The organism is Sphingobium sp. BS19 (genome assembly GCF_027925545.1).
Lineage (GTDB): Bacteria > Pseudomonadota > Alphaproteobacteria > Sphingomonadales > Sphingomonadaceae > Sphingobium.
The window spans coordinates 59,210-75,436 of record NZ_BSEF01000018.1 but is presented as its reverse complement, the minus strand read 5'-3'; the positions used below and the strand labels follow the sequence as shown (position 1 = coordinate 75,436).

General features: G+C 63.0%; 14 protein-coding genes and 1 riboswitch. Of the genes, 6 read left to right on the top strand and 8 right to left on the bottom strand.

Features of this window, described 5'->3' with window-relative positions; translation table 11 throughout:
* Positions 1-134: 134 nt before the first annotated feature.
* The 8 genes from QMG56_RS18460 to QMG56_RS18425 all read right to left on the bottom strand — a co-directional run bounded on the left by QMG56_RS18460 (position 135) and on the right by QMG56_RS18425 (position 8,667).
* Positions 135-980, bottom strand: coding sequence for a glycosyltransferase family 2 protein (locus QMG56_RS18460; protein ID WP_281823935.1), 846 nt, complete (start codon positions 978-980; stop codon positions 135-137).
* A complete protein-coding gene (locus tag QMG56_RS18455) occupies positions 977-1,567 on the bottom strand; it encodes an SAM-dependent methyltransferase (RefSeq protein ID WP_281823933.1) in 591 nt (196 codons plus the stop codon). Before QMG56_RS18455 ends, QMG56_RS18460 begins: the two co-directional genes overlap by 4 nt.
* Positions 1,564-2,226 (bottom strand): PIG-L deacetylase family protein, encoded by a 663-nt coding sequence (locus QMG56_RS18450; protein WP_281823964.1) that lies wholly within the window; start codon positions 2,224-2,226, stop codon positions 1,564-1,566. The genes QMG56_RS18455 and QMG56_RS18450 overlap by 4 nt, the downstream gene beginning before the upstream one ends.
* Complete coding sequence (locus QMG56_RS18445) at positions 2,226-3,353, bottom strand: acyl-CoA dehydrogenase family protein (RefSeq protein ID WP_281823931.1); 1,128 nt, start codon at positions 3,351-3,353, stop codon at positions 2,226-2,228. Before QMG56_RS18445 ends, QMG56_RS18450 begins: the two co-directional genes overlap by 1 nt.
* Positions 3,350-4,405 (bottom strand): glycosyltransferase, encoded by a 1,056-nt coding sequence (locus QMG56_RS18440; RefSeq protein ID WP_281823929.1) that lies wholly within the window; start codon positions 4,403-4,405, stop codon positions 3,350-3,352. The genes QMG56_RS18445 and QMG56_RS18440 overlap by 4 nt, the downstream gene beginning before the upstream one ends.
* On the bottom strand, positions 4,402-5,340 hold the full coding sequence (locus tag QMG56_RS18435; RefSeq protein ID WP_281823926.1) for a glycosyltransferase family 2 protein: 939 nt from the start codon (positions 5,338-5,340) through the stop codon (positions 4,402-4,404). The genes QMG56_RS18440 and QMG56_RS18435 overlap by 4 nt, the downstream gene beginning before the upstream one ends.
* Positions 5,333-6,478 carry a glycosyltransferase gene (locus tag QMG56_RS18430; RefSeq protein WP_281823924.1) on the bottom strand — a complete coding sequence of 382 codons (1,146 nt, stop codon included), beginning with the start codon at positions 6,476-6,478 and terminating at the stop codon, positions 5,333-5,335. The genes QMG56_RS18435 and QMG56_RS18430 overlap by 8 nt, the downstream gene beginning before the upstream one ends.
* Before the next feature lie 77 nt (positions 6,479-6,555).
* Positions 6,556-8,667, bottom strand: a complete 2,112-nt coding sequence (locus QMG56_RS18425) for a catalase (protein WP_375713726.1) — start codon at positions 8,665-8,667, stop codon at positions 6,556-6,558.
* A 342-nt stretch (positions 8,668-9,009) separates the two neighbouring features.
* On the opposite strand from QMG56_RS18425, the gene QMG56_RS18420 reads away from it, so the two are divergent.
* The 6 genes from QMG56_RS18420 (at position 9,010) to QMG56_RS18395 (ending at position 16,227) form a co-directional block, all read left to right on the top strand.
* Positions 9,010-9,768, top strand: coding sequence for a Crp/Fnr family transcriptional regulator (locus tag QMG56_RS18420; protein ID WP_230190083.1), 759 nt, complete (start codon positions 9,010-9,012; stop codon positions 9,766-9,768).
* Between the two features lie 32 nt (positions 9,769-9,800).
* Positions 9,801-9,999, top strand: a riboswitch (cobalamin riboswitch).
* Positions 10,000-10,148: 149 nt separating this feature from the next.
* The gene (locus tag QMG56_RS18415) at positions 10,149-12,059 is read left to right on the top strand and encodes a TonB-dependent siderophore receptor (protein WP_281823920.1); all 1,911 of its coding nucleotides are present in this window, start codon (positions 10,149-10,151) and stop codon (positions 12,057-12,059) included.
* Positions 12,060-12,156: 97 nt separating this feature from the next.
* Complete coding sequence (locus tag QMG56_RS18410) at positions 12,157-13,011, top strand: ABC transporter substrate-binding protein (protein ID WP_281823918.1); 855 nt, start codon at positions 12,157-12,159, stop codon at positions 13,009-13,011.
* Entirely contained in the window at positions 13,008-13,982 is a 975-nt protein-coding gene (locus QMG56_RS18405) for an iron ABC transporter permease (protein WP_281823916.1), read from the top strand. Before QMG56_RS18410 ends, QMG56_RS18405 begins: the two co-directional genes overlap by 4 nt.
* Positions 13,979-14,761, top strand: coding sequence for an ABC transporter ATP-binding protein (locus tag QMG56_RS18400; protein ID WP_281823914.1), 783 nt, complete (start codon positions 13,979-13,981; stop codon positions 14,759-14,761). Before QMG56_RS18405 ends, QMG56_RS18400 begins: the two co-directional genes overlap by 4 nt.
* Positions 14,761-16,227, top strand: coding sequence for a cobyric acid synthase (locus QMG56_RS18395; RefSeq protein ID WP_281823912.1), 1,467 nt, complete (start codon positions 14,761-14,763; stop codon positions 16,225-16,227). The genes QMG56_RS18400 and QMG56_RS18395 overlap by 1 nt, the downstream gene beginning before the upstream one ends.

Genomic DNA, 16,227 nt, shown 5'->3' with positions numbered 1-16,227 from the left:
CCTGCCGTCTCCGCTGATTAGAAATAGTGAAAGCCCGTCGGCCGCGAAGCGACCCGATGCGTGTGCGGATTTTGCTCTGGTGCGTACTGGGCCGCCATAAGCAAATCGGCGGTGAAGAAAGTAAAACTCGAAACCTACCAGGCTGTCACCACCCGCGCGCGTTCGATTTCGTCGTGATCGGGTCGGCGGATCAGGGTCAGTGTTTCCCCTTCGCGTGCGATAAATCCGGCCTTTTCAAAAGCCTCCAGCCATCCTTCCATCGGCCAGATGTTCCACCGCTTGCGGAACAGCACCGCGTTGCGGACGATATCGTCCAGATGCTGCAGCGGCGGATCGAAGCTGTCGTGGTGCTGGTGAAAGGCGCCCGTGCCGCCCATGAACAGCAAAGGCAGCTTCTCCTGCTTCGCGCGGAAACCGAAATCGGTGTCCTCCGCGCCATAGCCGGTAAAGGCGTCGTCGAATCCCCGCAGGTCAAAGAAGCTCATCCGCCGGATGCCGAAAACCAGTGACCAGAACAGCCCTGCATTGTCCTCTTTCCGTATACCGCTTTTCGGAAACGCGCGCACAGGATGCTGCACGCCGCGCTGCTGCAGATCGTCCTCCTGCCACGTGCCACGGGCATCGTCGGGACCGAGATACAGCACCTCGGCACAGATCAGCGCGTCCTGCTTCTTCAGGGCGTTCGCCATGGCATCGGTAAGGGTACGCATCGGAATGCAATCGACGTCCAGAAACAGCAGATCGGTGCCCATCGCCGCTCGCGCAGCCGCATTACGCGCCGCCGCCAGCGGCAGGCCCGGAAGATCGAGCTGCACCACCCGCACCGGGAAGGGCGTTTCGCCGATGCTGACCGGCGGCGCACTGCCCATGTCCACGATCACCAGCTCATCCGGCAGGACGTCCGAACGTCGCAACCCTTCCACCAGTTGCGCGAGATGCGCGGACCGGTTCTTGACGATGGTGAGCACGCTGAGGCTCATAAGCCTTTGCGCCACAGATCGAGTCGATAGCGCGCCTGTCGTTCTACCCTGACCGCATATATGCCGCCGCCGAGGGCTGCGCGCATTTTGCTTACCGCCTCGTCGCCCGACTGCGGATAATCGGTATCGCCTGTCCAGTGTACCAGCAGGACGTCACCGCCCGGTGCCAGATGCTCCGCGATCCACGCTCCCGCCCGCGCTATGTCGCAATCGTCCCAATAATATACGACCTCGGACAGCACGATCAGATCGAACGCCGCGCCTGCCGGTGTCTGTTCCGGAAAGGCCATCCGCCCGAACGACACATGCTCCCATTCCGCGCAGCGCAAGCGCGCCGCTTCCAGCGCAGTGTCGCTGACATCCACCGCAAGCAGCGCGTGACACTGCGCCGCCAGCCGCGCCGTCAGCACACCCTTGGCGCATCCGACCTCAAATCCCAGACCATATATGCGGTCATTCAATGCCGCGATGCTGCGATCATATTTGGCCTGTTCATAGGCACTGCTTTCCAGATCCCACGGGTCCGCCGTATTTTGGAACATGTCCTCGAAATAGTCCGCGTTCAGGCTGTCCTTGTGCCGCGTCATGCCGCACGCCGCACATACAACGTATCGCGCGCCGCCATCCGCTGCTGCGCCTTGGGCAAACGGAACCCCGCACCATGCGAAGCGGTAAGCTGACTGCGATGTGCGCGCAGCGCATGGCCACGCTTGCCAGTGGGCATCGGTGCGCTGCGGACGATGCGATAGGCTTTGCGGTCTGGCACTTCGCCCCAAACCACATATTCCGCAACGATAAGCCGCCGCGCCATCGCACCTTGCACTGCATAAGCCAGCCGCGCCGCCGCCGAATGATCGCAATGCGGTTCTGCCAATGCCGTCACGGCCATAGCATCCACGTGCAAACGCTGACACAGCGCTGTGAGCGTCCTGCAGGACTGCGCAAACCGTGGATCATCGGACTGAAAAGGCATTGCGTCTTTCCAACCAAGATGCCGGGGAGCGGAGGCGCGACTGCCCGTCAGCCGACGCAAGGCCCCCGCCGCCTCACGCTTCCGCACGCTCACCAGCCTGCCACCATCCTCATGCGACCCCGATCCATCGGTCAGGTACACAACACCCGCCAGGCACCGCGCTTTGGCCATCTGCGCAATCAGCGCAGCGGCCCCCAACGTCTCATCATCGGGATGGGGCGCAAGGATCAGCCATCGCATACCGCGCCAGGGTTTCGCATCCAGCATCTGCATCACCACAGGCTATCCTCCGCGCCCCAGGCATCGTGATCCAGCCATGCCAGCGCTGCCTGATCGCGCGCATAATCCGGCCCTGCCTGCCGCAGATATAGGCTCAGATCGCGGATGATCTTGTCGATCCGCTGTCCGTCCATTGCGCTGCGCGTACCGACGATGCGCGCCGCCAGCTCCATCACGTCCAGCGCCGCGCGCTCCACGATCCCGCGCGTCATCCGCGCGAACGCCGGACCGTCGGCATCCTCCGATGCCGCCCGCAAGGCACATTCGCGCACCCAAAGATACGCCGTCCGATTCGCCGCAACCGCATCGGCAAACTTGGCTCTCTGCAGCGGATCTGCACACGCCGTTTCCGACATGCAGGCCCGCGTCTCGATCAGCAGCGCTTCGATCCCACCGAGCTGCACTGCCGTAAAGCGCCACGCACCCGTGGTGAAGCGCGGCTCCAGATCATACTCCCCCGGCGCGCCCAGATACGCCCCGGCATCGACCGTCATGCCACTCACGTCGTAAAGCCCGCTGCCCGTCGCCCGCATCCCCCGGACGCGCCATTGCGACAGGTCCGCACGCTCCGCCTGATCGGCAGGCACCACGACCAGCCGACGCGATCCGTCCGCCGGTTGCGCCGTTATTACTGCATAGGCCAGTCCGCCCGCGCCGGTCGCGAACGACTTGGCCCCCTCCAGCATATCCACGCCATCGGACGCGGATATGCGCACCCCCGGCTGCGGCTCAGTCGCCCACACGCCATAGAACGCATTCCGGTTCAGCTTCTGACCCAGATCCACTTTCTGCGCCGCCGATCCATACCAGTCGAACAGCGTCACCGCATTGACATGGCCTTCATACAATCGCCCGACGCTCAGGTCGGCGCGCCCGACGATGCGCAGCACCGACATCATGCACAGGTTGCGTGAGGCGGCATCCGCAAATGCCACTCCGCCGCTCTCAACCGGCGCAAAAGTGCGATGCAAATCTGCCGCGGCCAGCACTTTCATGCTGTCGACCGGAAAAATCGGCGCAGCGTCGTATCGCGCGCCCAGTTCGGCCAGTTGCGGAAGGATCGCCTTGGCCCGCACCACGGGATCGTCCGGCACTGTCGCGATAGGGTTCGTCAGCGTCATTCCCGATACTCCACTTCGCCCGCGATGCTCTCCGCACAGTCTGCCAGCCACAACGCCGCCGCCTTTGCACCGTCAGGATCGTGCAACCGCCGACGATTGGCCGATGGCACGGCGTGCGCTTCGCCAATCAGTATCGGCCACAGGTCGGCATGCGGCCAATCCTGCAGCACAATCGCAGCATCCAACGCTTTCAGACGCGCTGCCGTTGCACGCTGCTCGTCATACGGACGTTCCTGCGGGATGCAGATGAAGGGACGGTCCGCAGCAAGCACCGCGCCCAGAAGGCCATCCCCCGCCGCGCCGATCACAACACCCGCGCGCGCAATCTCCTGTTCGGGAGTATCGACCCATCCGGCAATCTCCAGATTCGGCGGCGGATCATGCGGCGATGTCACCGGCCCGATCACCCGCCAATGCATGTCGGGGCAGGTGCGCGCCGTGTCCGCAATCTGCGCGCCATCGCCCATCGGTCCCCCACGCCCGACCACCACGAGAACGCGATTTTCGTCTCGCGGATCTTCCTGCACCTGCGCCTGCGCCTGCGCCGCGATGCCGGGAAAATATGTCGTCTTCTGTCGCACCCACGCAGGCGTGGAGGCCATCTCAAGATCGGCATGAAACGGCGCCAGCAAGGCAAAGGCGCTTCGAAACGCATCGAGATGCGCGGGGTCGCGCCGGTCGCCGTTCAATCGCACATAGACAGTGGGTACAGACGCCAGCCGCGCCAGCATCGCGACCTCCACCGACACATCCACCACCATCAGCGCGGGGTGCTCGGTCGCGATCCACAGCGCCATCTGCGCGACCCGCCGCCGAACGCCCTTATGATCGACCGGCGCATAATGCAGAACGGACGAACGGCTGTCCGCGCCATCGACACCGTCGAACTGCCCAGAGACCGGACGATCGTCGCAAAGGTCGATTCCCGCCTCGCCAATGCCCGTCCCCAATAATGTGACTGGCCAATCGCTCGCAGCAGCAATCGCCCGCGCGCGGGCCAGATGCCCTGCGCCATGATGATGCACATAATATCCGATGGGTCGGCGGTTCATGGTGCCATTTCCAGCGCCATGTCATGCGGCATAGGCGGCAGTAACGGTTCCTGCTGCGCGATCAGCGCCTGTCCATCCGGCTGCGTCCGCAATTGCCGACGCCATATGGCGCGCGCGCGCCAGTGATTGAACGCCGGTGCCATCGGCATCGAACCGCTGTGCGCCGTCGCCAGCAAATCCTGCATCGCGACCGCCATACCGCCCTCTGCGCGCCCATCGGTGCGCGGCGACACATAGGTATACACGTCTTGCGGATGCGCCAGCCGCGCGCCACGCGCCAAAGCCGCATTTACCAGGGCGCGATCCTCCCCCGTCGGCAACAGCGGCACGCCCCCACAGGCCCGATACAGATCGGCGCTGATCGCCAGCGACGCACCGGTATGATCGCCATGCCGTGGTGCAGGGTCCCACGGTTGGGGATCGACATTGTCCTCGATGGCGCGGACAGTCATCCAATACCTGTCCCACGCTTCCCTTATGCGTAGCGCATGGGCGGGCAGGGGTTCCCGCATATCGATCTCTATCCGCCCGCCGACGATATCGGCACCGCGCGCAAACGCCGCCATTATGCTGGTCAACCAAGCGCGCGGCGGGCGCGTATCGGCGTCCGTGCTGACGAGCGCCGCGTTGTCATGTTCCGCCATCAGCGAGAGTCCTGCGTCCATCGCCATGCGCCGCGCCGACCCCGCATGCGCGATGTCCGGTGCGAAATCGGAGGACAGCAGCGCGATATGCAGACGTCCCGCATGTCTTTCGCGCGCAGATTCGACGACCTGCACGCTATCGTCCGTCGTATTGTTGATGGCTACGACAACGGGAACGGGGCCAACCCAATCCTGCCGCGCCAGCGCATCCAGCAATATCGGCAGCCGCGCCGCTTCATTCCGCGCCGGAACGCATACGCACAGATGCATCGGCGCGGCTCGCTCAGCCATTCAACGTTCGGCTCATGGCAACAAGGGGGCGCGACGACTGCACAAGCTGCAACGAAGCTGCAGAATCGCCCCGGCGCTTTGGCTCGGCCAGACCGATCTGCCGCTGATACAGCGCCTCATAATCGTCGACCATCCGCTCCGCATTGCACATCCGCTCTGCCCGCGCGCGACAAGCGCGGCGATCCAAAGACAGTGCGCGCAATCCCGCTCTGGCGAGGGAGCCTACATTGTCGGGCGTCGCCAGCACGCCGCATGTTGCATCCAGAATTTCCGGGATTGCCCCCCGCGCGAACGCAGCAACCGGTACGCCGCAGGCCAGCGCCTCGGCAACCACCAGTCCATATGGCTCATCCCACATCGGCGTGCACAAAAAGGCCCGGGCGCCACCTACCAGCCGCGCCAGATCGCGATGATCGAGATGCCCGACATGCACGGCGTCCACTCCCAGCGCAGGCGCGATCTTCGCCTCAAAATAAGCTTCGTCCAAAATCGGCCCCGCGATCTTCAGCGGCAATCCAATGCGCCGTGCCGCTTCGATGGCCAGATGCAGGCCTTTTTCAGGAACGATCCGGCCATACCAGACCAGATAGCCTTTAGGATCGGCCTCCGCATGAAACGCGAAGCCGTTTAGGTCGATGCCGTTCAGGATCACCCCGTCGATGGGCCGTACATGGCTCCACAAATCCGCGACCGACTGCGAGACACCAACAAAGGCGTTGTTCTGTGCCGTGCACAAACGAATGCCGCTTTCCAGCCAGCAGAAAGGCGGCGTGTGCAACGTCGTCACCATCGGCATTGGCAGGCTGTCCGCCATGGACACCGGCAAATAATGCAGCGAATTGTTATGGATAATATCGAAATCGCGGTGCCGCAAATCGTTCATCAGGCTCAAATACGCATGATGCTCTTTGAAGAACGCGATGTCCGTAGCTTCGGCAGTACCGACTGAAGCAATCGCCGTTTCGGTGCAGATTGCTTCAAGCCCAAGGCTGGCCTCCGACTTGGACGATGCGAACACTGTCACGCCATGCCCGCGTTCACGCAGGGATCGCGCCAGCAAATGCGTATGCATTTCAAGCCCGCCGGCGAAGGGTTCTGCAATGGGATGCTTCAAATGTGCGATGATGCCGATCTGCATCCGGGCGTCTCCTGTCCCTTTTAATCGACGCGGGGACAGCGCATGGCCGTCCCCGTCATCTTTATTATAGTCGTCGATCAGGCTGCCGGTTGCGCATCCAGATCGACTTTCATCTCCCGCGGCCAATGGCGCAGCGCGCGGCAGGCAGTGAGAAACGCCACGGCATCCTTGTCCGCCGCCAGGGGCATGCACGCTTCATCCAGATCGTCAGCAATGCCGGCCTTCTCGAACAACGCCTTGGCGTCCGCCGTCAGGCCGATGAACTTGCAATGCGCAAAGGCGTCCGTGACGAAGTCCTTCGCCGCTGCATCGACGGCCAACAAAGCGGCGCCCTCTGCCGAAGCAACGACTGCTACCGCATCGTACAGCACCGATGGCCCGCCATCGATCTTCTGCTTCGCCGCAACCGCCGTCCCGTCCGAAAGCGTCACGCCACCGATCTTCGGGGCAACCACTTCGTAGTTCGCCCCTTCGCTATCGACAGCCTTGACGAGCGCGTTGAAGATCGCGGCATCCGCGCCATCGGTCAGCAATATGCCCAGCTTGCGACCCTTGAAATTGTCCGGGCCGTTCTTTGCAATGCTCAGCGCATCCGACGTCGGCAGGTCCATGATCGTGGGCCGTGCCGCCTTCGCAGCGTCCGGCATATCCAGGCCAAGCCCGTCCGCCACGGTGTCAGCCAGCGTCGCGTCGATGTTCAGCAAATGCGAAACCGTGCGCGACCGGATGTCGGGACGCTCCACCTTGCTCAGTTCGAACACCAGCGCATCGCCGATATGCTTCTGCTCGATCGGCGTCTGGCTCATGAAGAACTGCCGTGCCTGACTGTAATGGTCGCCGAACGTCTCGGACCGCACTCGCTGCTTGGGACCATCCTCGGTCGTCGGTACAGGTACGTGACCGCGCGCCGGATCTTCGCGTGGGCCACCTTGCGCGGCACCCCAGCTATTGGGCTCATAGTTCGCGCGTCCCTTGGGGTTGCGCATCGCCATGTGGCCGTCCTGCTGGAAATGCGCCATTGGGCATTTAGGGGCGTTGATCGGGATATGCGTGAAGTTGGGCCCGCCGAGCCGCTTCAACTGCGTATCGAGGTAGGAGAAGTTACGCCCCTGCAACAAAGGATCGTTACTGAAATCGACACCCGGCGGTACATTCTGCGTCATGAACGCAACTTGCTCGGTCTCTGCAAAGAAGTTGTCGACCGCCCGGTCGAGCACCAGCCGCCCGACGATCCGCACGGGTACCAGTTCTTCAGGAATTAGCTTCGTCGCGTCCAGCACGTCGAAGTCGAAGCTGTCGGCAAAGGCATCGTCGAACAACTGCACACCCAGTTCCCATTCCGGGAAATCGCCGGCGTTGATCGCATCCCACAGGTCGCGGCGATGGAAATCGGGATCGGCCCCGTTAATCTTGACCGCTTCGTTCCAGGCTACCGACTGCAGCCCCTGCTTGGGCTTCCAGTGGAACTTGACGAAGGTCGACTTGCCTTCGGCATTCACCAGCCGGAAGGTGTGGACGCCAAAGCCTTCCATCGTCCGCAAGGATCGCGGAATCGCCCGGTCGGACATCGTCCACATCACCATGTGCATGGCTTCAGGCGTCAGGCTGATAAAGTCCCAGAAATTGTCATGCGCGGTCTGCGCCTGCGGGAAATCGCGATCCGGCTCCGGCTTTGCGGCGTGGATCAGGTCGGGAAACTTGATCGCATCCTGAATGAAGAACACCGGGATGTTGTTGCCAACGATGTCCCAATTTCCTTCCTGCGTGTAGAGCTTCACCGCAAAGCCGCGCACATCGCGCGCCAGATCGGCCGAACCCTTCGATCCGGCAACGGTCGAAAACCGCACGAACGCAGGCACCCGCTCACCCACACGCTGCAACACATCCGCGCGCGTCACGTCGCTGAGCGATTCCGTCAGCTCGAAATAGCCATGCGCGCCATAGCCGCGGGCATGGACCACACGCTCGGGGATACGTTCATGGTCGAAATGGAACATCTTCTCGCGAAAATGTCCGTCCTCCAGCAACGCGGGGCCTCGCGCGCCCTGCTTCAGCGAATTCTGGTCGTCGGCGACGGGAATGCCCTGCGCGGTCGTCAGCGTGGCGACGTCTCCGCCTGCGGTCTGATGCGTTTCGCCCCCGCTGCCCTGTTCTTCGCCATACACCGTCGATACATCGAAGTCGGCCACGGGGGGCTGCTCTTTCGATTTAACATCCTTGGAACTGCCGGGGCGCTTCGAAAGGGTTTTCGCTGATTTGGCCAAAGGTACTTCCTCAAGTGAATGGGACGCACGGAACGATTGCTCCATGCGCGGATTTAAGGCGGGACATGTGTGAGCTGACAGCCGGAAACACCGGAGGCGTCTCGCGACGTGTCAGGGACAACAGGGGACTAAACCCACTATTGGCAGACTAGTTGCCAATACTAACCTGCGTTATGATGAATTGCGGGCGCGGGGGATACAGGCAGGCTTCAAAGCGTTCATTGCGCAGATGAAACGTCGTAAATGATAAGCTGACAGGGACCGGATATGCTCACAGAAAATTTTTTGAAGGGCCGACGCGGGTCGTCATTGTCGCTGGAAGAGCACGCCGTACTGGAGAGTGTCATCTCGGAGGTGCGAACGCTCAGCCCGCGCAGCATGATCGTTCGGGCAGGCGAGCCGATCTACCACAGCACGCTGCTGATCGATGGCTTCATGTGTCGCTATGTCGATGACCGCGAAGGCTTGCGACAGCTTGTTGCCGTTCAGGTGGCGGGCGATTTCGTCGATCTGCACGCCTATCCGCTCAAAGTTCTCGATCATGATGTCGCCACGCTGACTGCAGCCACCGTCGCGATCATTCCGCATGGCAAGCTGGATCAGATCAACGCCACCATGCCCGAATTGACGCGCAAGCTCTGGTTCTCGACTTTGCTCGACGCGGCGGTTCATCGCGCCTGGCTGTTCCGCCTCGGGCGGCTGGACGCCGTTGGCCGGGTCGCCCATTTCCTCAGTGAGACCAATGTCCGCCTGCAATTGGCGGGCCTCAGCGACGGCACGCGCTTTGCCTTGGGCTTCACGCAAACCGACATTTCCGAAATCTGCGGCATCACCAACGTCCATACCAACCGGGTGCTGCGGCAATTGCGGGAGGAGCAATTGTGCGTGTTCCGCTCGTCGATCGTGGAGATTCAGGATGTCGAAGGCCTTGCGCGGCGCGGCCAGTTCGATCCTGGATATCTGTATCTCAGCCACGATCCGTTCAAAGATACTGCCGCACATCAAAAGCAGAATCGCTTCGCTTAAGACCCCACTTGCCCCCGCGCAGGCTTCGCCCTAAGAGGCGCGCTGCGACAGGTTCCCAGAGATGGGATTGAAAGGGAATTCGGAAATGGAGCGATCCATGATCCGAAGCTGCCCCCGCAACTGTGACCGGCGAGTGCTCGCCCAACATACCACTGGATGTTTCAATCCGGGAAGGTGGACGAGCATGATGACCCGCGAGCCAGGAGACCTGCCTGTCGTTGTCGATCCTTCATGCGGACGGGGTGTGCCGGATGATCGAGGTTTTCCTCGCGTGACGACGTCGATTGGGATGGCGCGCGTGGAATGATTCCACTCCACTTGCTGTGCTGTTGTGCCTTTGGCGCGTGCGATCCCTTGTTGTTGATCTAAGGGGGAATTTCATGCCCAGATATATTGCGTCGCTGCTATCGCTCACCGCTCTCGTTTCGCCTGTCGCTGCTTTTGCGGAGGACGCGCCGGACACCATCGTCGTCACTGCGACCCGCACCGAACAGCCACTCTCGCGCGTCGGTCAATCCATCACCGTTATAGATCGTGAGGAAATCGCGACGCGCCAGACCGACACCATCGTCGACATCCTGCGCACCGTTCCCGGCGTCACCATCGCTCGCACCGGCGGCATCGGCGGCGTCGCATCTGTGTTCATTCGCGGCGCGGAAAGCGACCAGACGGTCGCATTGATCGACGGGGTAAAGCTCAACGATCCTTCGTCGCCCGGCGGCGGCTTCAACTTCGGCAATCTGATGACTGGCAACATCGCGCGCATCGAAGTGCTGCGCGGCCCGCAGTCGGTGCTGTGGGGCAGCCAGGCCATCGGCGGCGTCGTCAACCTCATCACCATCCCGCCCAGCGAAGACTTGGCAGTCAATCTGCGCGGCGAATATGGCTATCGTGACACCGGCGAACTCGTCGGCAATGTGTCGGGCAAGGCTGGCCCCGTCTCCGCCAGCCTCGGCGCAGGCTATTTCCGTACGGACGGCATTTCCGCCTTCAACGAAAAGCGCGGCGGCAAGGAGAAGGACGGCTATCGTAACTATGGCGCGAACGCCAATGTCAACGTGGCGCTGTCCGACGCGATCTCGGTCGATTTGCGCGGCTGGTATTCCAACGGTCGCAACGATCAGGATGGTTTCGCGCCGCCCAGCTTCAGCTTTGGCGATACACTGGAATATACCAAGACCCGTGACATGGTCGGCTATGCCGGTCTCAACGCCGCGCTGCTCGACGGACGCTTCCGCAACCGCTTGGGCTTTGCCTACACCGATATCGACCGCGTCAGCTACGATGGGGCCAGCACCTCATCGGAAACCTTCGCTGCCAAGGGCCGCAACGAACGCTTCGAATATCAGGGCAGCTTCGACATCGCGGAAGGCTGGCAAACCACCTTCGGCGCGGAACGCGAGAAGTCACGCCTGAAAACCTCCAACTACGGTTTCGCCGACGCCCCTCAAAGCGCCGTCATCGAAAGCGTCTATGGCCAGTTGATTGCCACCCCCTTCGCCGGATTCACTGCAACCGGCGGCGTCCGTTACGATCATCACAATCGCTTCGGCAGCGCGACGACCTTCGGCGCAAATGGCGTATGGACCCCCAATGCCGGCAAGACCGAACTGCGCGCCAGCTATAGCGAAGGGTTCAAGGCGCCCAGCCTCTACCAGCTCTACGGTGACTATGGGAACGACACCCTGCGTCCTGAACGCGCAAGGGCGTGGGATGCCGGTGTCACGCAGCGTCTGCTGGACGGCGCGATCGAAGCGAGTGCGACATGGTTCCACCGCAACAGCCGCAACCTCATCGACTTCATTTCATGCAGCACGCCCTTGACCGGCATTTGCACGGGTCGGCCCTTCGGCACCTATGACAATATCGTCAAGGCACGCTCGCAGGGTCTCGAAGTCGTGCTCGCGCTGCGTCCGGTCGAACCGCTCAAGGTGCAGGCATCCTACACCTATCTCGACGCGGAAAACCGTTCGCCCGGAAGCCCGAACTTCGGCAACAAGCTTGCCCGTCGTCCGGCGCACAGCGTCAACGCGGCCATCGACTATCGCTGGTCCTTCGGTCTCACCACCGGGGCGACCATCACCCATGTCGGGTCCAGCTTCGACAACGCTGCCAACAGCCGCCGGGTCGAAGGCTATGCGTTGGCCGATATCCGCGCATCCTTTCCGATCACGAAGAATGTCGAAATCTACGGTCGAGTCGAAAACCTGTTCAACGAACGCTATGAGACGGTTTTCCGTTATGGCACGCCGGGTCGCGCGGCCTATGGCGGCGTCCGTGTGAGCTACTGATCTAATGACTCACGGCGCCCTCTGGATCGATGCACTCCGTCCCCACAACGGGTACATCGATCCGGTGCGCGCTTCGAGGAGGAGGGGCCGAGTCACATTGGCGCGATCCCTCCTCGCACTCGCGACCGTTCCTATGCTGATGGGTTCGGTGATCTCGCAGGCAGTGCCACCTCGCCCAGCCGCCGCCCACCGCGTGCCCCGCATCGTCTCGATCAATCCCTGTATCGACGCAGTGCTGATGCAGGTCGCCGACCCCGCACAGATCGCGGGGATCAGTCACTATTCGCAGGACCCGCAGGCCACCTCGATATCGCTCGCTACGGCCCGCCGCTTCCGGGCCACGTCAGGCACCGCAGAGGAAGTCGTGGCGTTGGCGCCTGACCTCGTGCTTGCCGGTCAGCATGTCGCGCCGTCCACCGTCGCGATGCTGCAACGGATGCACATCCGCTTTGTCCAGTTCCCCGTGCCGACGACCTTGGCGGAGACGGAGGATCAGGTGCGTGCCATCGGATCGGCCATCGGCCAGCCGCAGCGCGGCGCTATGTTGGCGCGCCGGATCGCAAATGCCGCCATCGCCGCGCGTCCTTCCGACACGCAAAGGATACCCGCGCTCATCTGGCAGGGCGGCGGACTGGTGCCGGGCAAGGGGACGCTCTCCGACGCCCTTCTGCAAACCGCTGGATTTGAGAATATGAGCGCATCCTACGGCCTCACCCAATGGGACATATTGCCGCTCGAATATCTCGTCGCCCGTCCGCCGCGCGTCCTGCTGTCGGTGGGGCAGGGGGCAGGGTCGGGCGACCGTATGCTCTCGCATCCCGTCGTCACCAAATTGGGCAAGCGCATCGCCATCCGCCCCTTCGCCCCGCGCCTGATGAACTGTGCCGGACCCAATGTCATAGACGCGCTGGAACGGCTCAAGACGATCCGCAAGGAACTGATAAGTCGATGAGTTCTAAGCTATTGAAACTTAACATACTATTGCTCGCCGCCCTATTTGCGCTCATCGGCTTATCGCTGATCGCAGGCAAGGTATGGATCCCCTTGGACGCATGGCAGAGCAGCGATCCGCGCTGGCTCATCATCGCCGAACTGCGCCTGCCTCGCACGGTGCTGGCCATCATTATCGGCGCGGCGCTGGGCCTTTCGGGTGCCGCGATGCAAGGCTATTTGCGCAATCCGCTGGCCGATCCGGGCCTGTTCGGCATCTCGTCCAGCGCCGCCTTGGGCGCTGTTTTATCACTCTATTTCGGTTTTGCCGTGTCGGCTTATATGCTCCCCGCCTTCGCCTTGGCCGGGGCAGGGCTGGCGATGGCGGTCCTCGCTCTGATGGCCGGACGCTCGGGCAGCCTCATCCTTTTCACGCTGGCGGGGATGATCCTCTCCAGCGTCACCGGATCGATGACGGCGCTGGCCATCAGCCTCGCGCCCACGCCCTTTGCTGCGTCGGAAATCATGACCTGGCTGCTCGGCGCGCTGACCGACCGAAGCTGGGACGACGTAAAAATCGCCTTGCCGCTTACGGCTGTGGGCATCGGGATATTGGCGACCACTGCGCGGTCGCTCGACGCCCTGACTTTGGGCGAACAGGCTGCCCAATCCATGGGCGTCGACCGGCGGCGGGTGCAATGGTCGATCGTTTCAGGTGTCGGCTTATGCGTCGGCGCAGCGGTCGCTACCTCCGGCGTCATCGGCTTCGTCGGCCTGATGGTGCCGCACATGGTCCGCCCGCTCGCAGGCAATCGCCCCTCCGCCATCCTGCTTCCCTCTGCACTTGCCGGGGCGCTGTTGCTGCTCGCCGCCGACAGCTTCGTCCGCGCCATTCCCACCGTCAGCGAACTGCGCCTCGGCATCGCCATGTCGATCCTGGGCGGACCTTTCTTCTTCATGCTCCTCTTCAAGATGCGCAGGACACTGCCATGACCCTTGGCTTCACCACGCAGGACCTCTCGCTCAAACTTGGCGCAATTACCGTGTTGGACGCGGTAAGTGTCGCCTTCATACCGGGCCGCGTTACGGTCGTCCTCGGCCCCAATGGCGCAGGCAAAAGCACACTGCTCGCTTGCCTCGCCGGATTGCGCGATGCGGACTCGGGTCAGGTACTGCTCGACGGCACCGCCCTCGCCACCTTGCCTCGCCGCGACCGCGCACAGCGCATCGGCTTCCTGCCGCAAAGCCCCGACGTTCACTGGAATGTCGACGTCCGAACACTGATTTCACTCGGCCGCTTCCCGCATCGCGGCCGCTGGGGCGAAACCCCGCATGACATCGCCGCCGTCGCCCACGCCATGACCGCCACCGATGTCACCTCCCTCGCCGACCGCAGCGTCGAAAGCCTCTCAGGCGGCGAACGCGGCCGTGTCCTGCTGGCCCGTGTCCTTGCCGGCGAACCGCAATGGCTGCTCGCCGACGAACCGCTCGCCAGTCTCGATCCCGCGCACCAGATCGACGTGCTGGACCGCCTGCGCGAAGTCGCTGCGGCGGGGGCAGGGGTGATCGTCGTCCTCCACGATCTCAATCAGGCTGCGCGCGTCGCCGACGATATCGTCATGCTCCGCAACGGTCGGGTCATCGCCGCAGGGCCGGTCGCAGACGTTCTCACCGCAGACCGCATAGCCCAAACCTATGGCGTAGACGTCCATATCGGCCAAAGCCCCGACGGCGGCACCTTCGTCATTCCCACGGGCCGGATAATGTCCTGATGCCTGCGATCATGCTGCAAGGCACCGGGTCCGACGTCGGCAAGTCCGTCCTCGTCGCAGGCCTCTGCCGCCTCTTCACCAATCGCGGTCTCAATGTCCGTCCCTTCAAGCCGCAGAATATGTCGAACAACGCCGCTGTCACTTCCGATGGCGGAGAGATCGGTCGCGCACAGGCACTTCAGGCCATGGCCTGCCGCACCTCGCCCACCGTCGATATGAACCCGGTGCTGCTGAAACCACACTCCGATATTGGTGCGCAGGTGATCGTCCACGGCAAGGTGCGCGGCACGCTGGGCGCCAGCGATTTTCAGTCGCGCAAGGGCGAACTGCTCGAGGCCGTGCTTGCTTCCTACCACCGCCTCCACGACCAATGCGACCTGGTGATAGTGGAAGGCGCAGGCAGCCCGGCAGAGACCAACCTGCGGCGCGGCGACATTGCGAACATGGGCTTTGCACGTGCCGCCGATGTGCCGGTCGCGCTGGTCGGCGACATCGACCGCGGCGGGGTGATCGCATCGATCGTCGGCACCCGCGCAGTGCTGGACGACGAAGATGCCGCTATGATCCGAGGCTTCCTCATCAACAAGTTTCGCGGCGACGTGCGCCTGTTCGACGATGGCTATGCCGACATTGCCCGGCGCACCGGCTGGCGGGGTCTGGGGGTCATCCCCTGGCTCGCGGCGGCGCGTCAGCTTCCCGCCGAGGATGCCGTCGTGCTGGACCGACAGGCGGTGGGGCAAGCCACCACCACCATCGCCGTCCCCATGCTTTCCCGCATCGCCAATTTCGACGATTTCGATCCTCTGCTCCACGAACCTAATGTCCGGCTCGTGATGGTCCCACCCGGTCAGCCGCTACCCGGCGACGCCGCGATGGTGATCCTGCCGGGGACAAAAGCCACCATCGCCGACCTCGCCTTCCTCCGGGCGCAGGGGTGGGACGTCGACATCGCCGCCCATGTCCGGCGCGGTGGGCAGCTATTGGGGATATGCGGCGGCTATCAGATGCTCGGCACGACGATTGCCGACCCCAACGGTATCGAGGGACCATCGCAAACCGTGTCCGGCCTGGGCTATCTGCCCGCCAGCACCACGATCACCTCCGACAAGCGCGTAGTCGCTGTATCGGGCCGCAGCCTGCGGGACGGCGCACCCTTCAGCGGCTATGAAATCCACGCGGGACGCACCATCATTCACGACGCAGGCACTGCAGTGCTGCTGCGCCTCAATGACGGTGGCGAAGACGGTTGCCTCAGCGCCAACGGCCAGATCGCCGGGTGCCATGTCCACGGCCTGTTCGACAATCCCCATCAGCGTGCCGCATGGCTGAACCGCCTGCACGTCACCTCCGACGGCGTCGATCAGACGCACCGGATAGACGCGGCGCTCGACACGCTTGCATCCGCGCTGGAAAAGGTCGTCAATGCCGACGCCATCCTCGCCATCGCGCAAACCGCAGGCCGCTAA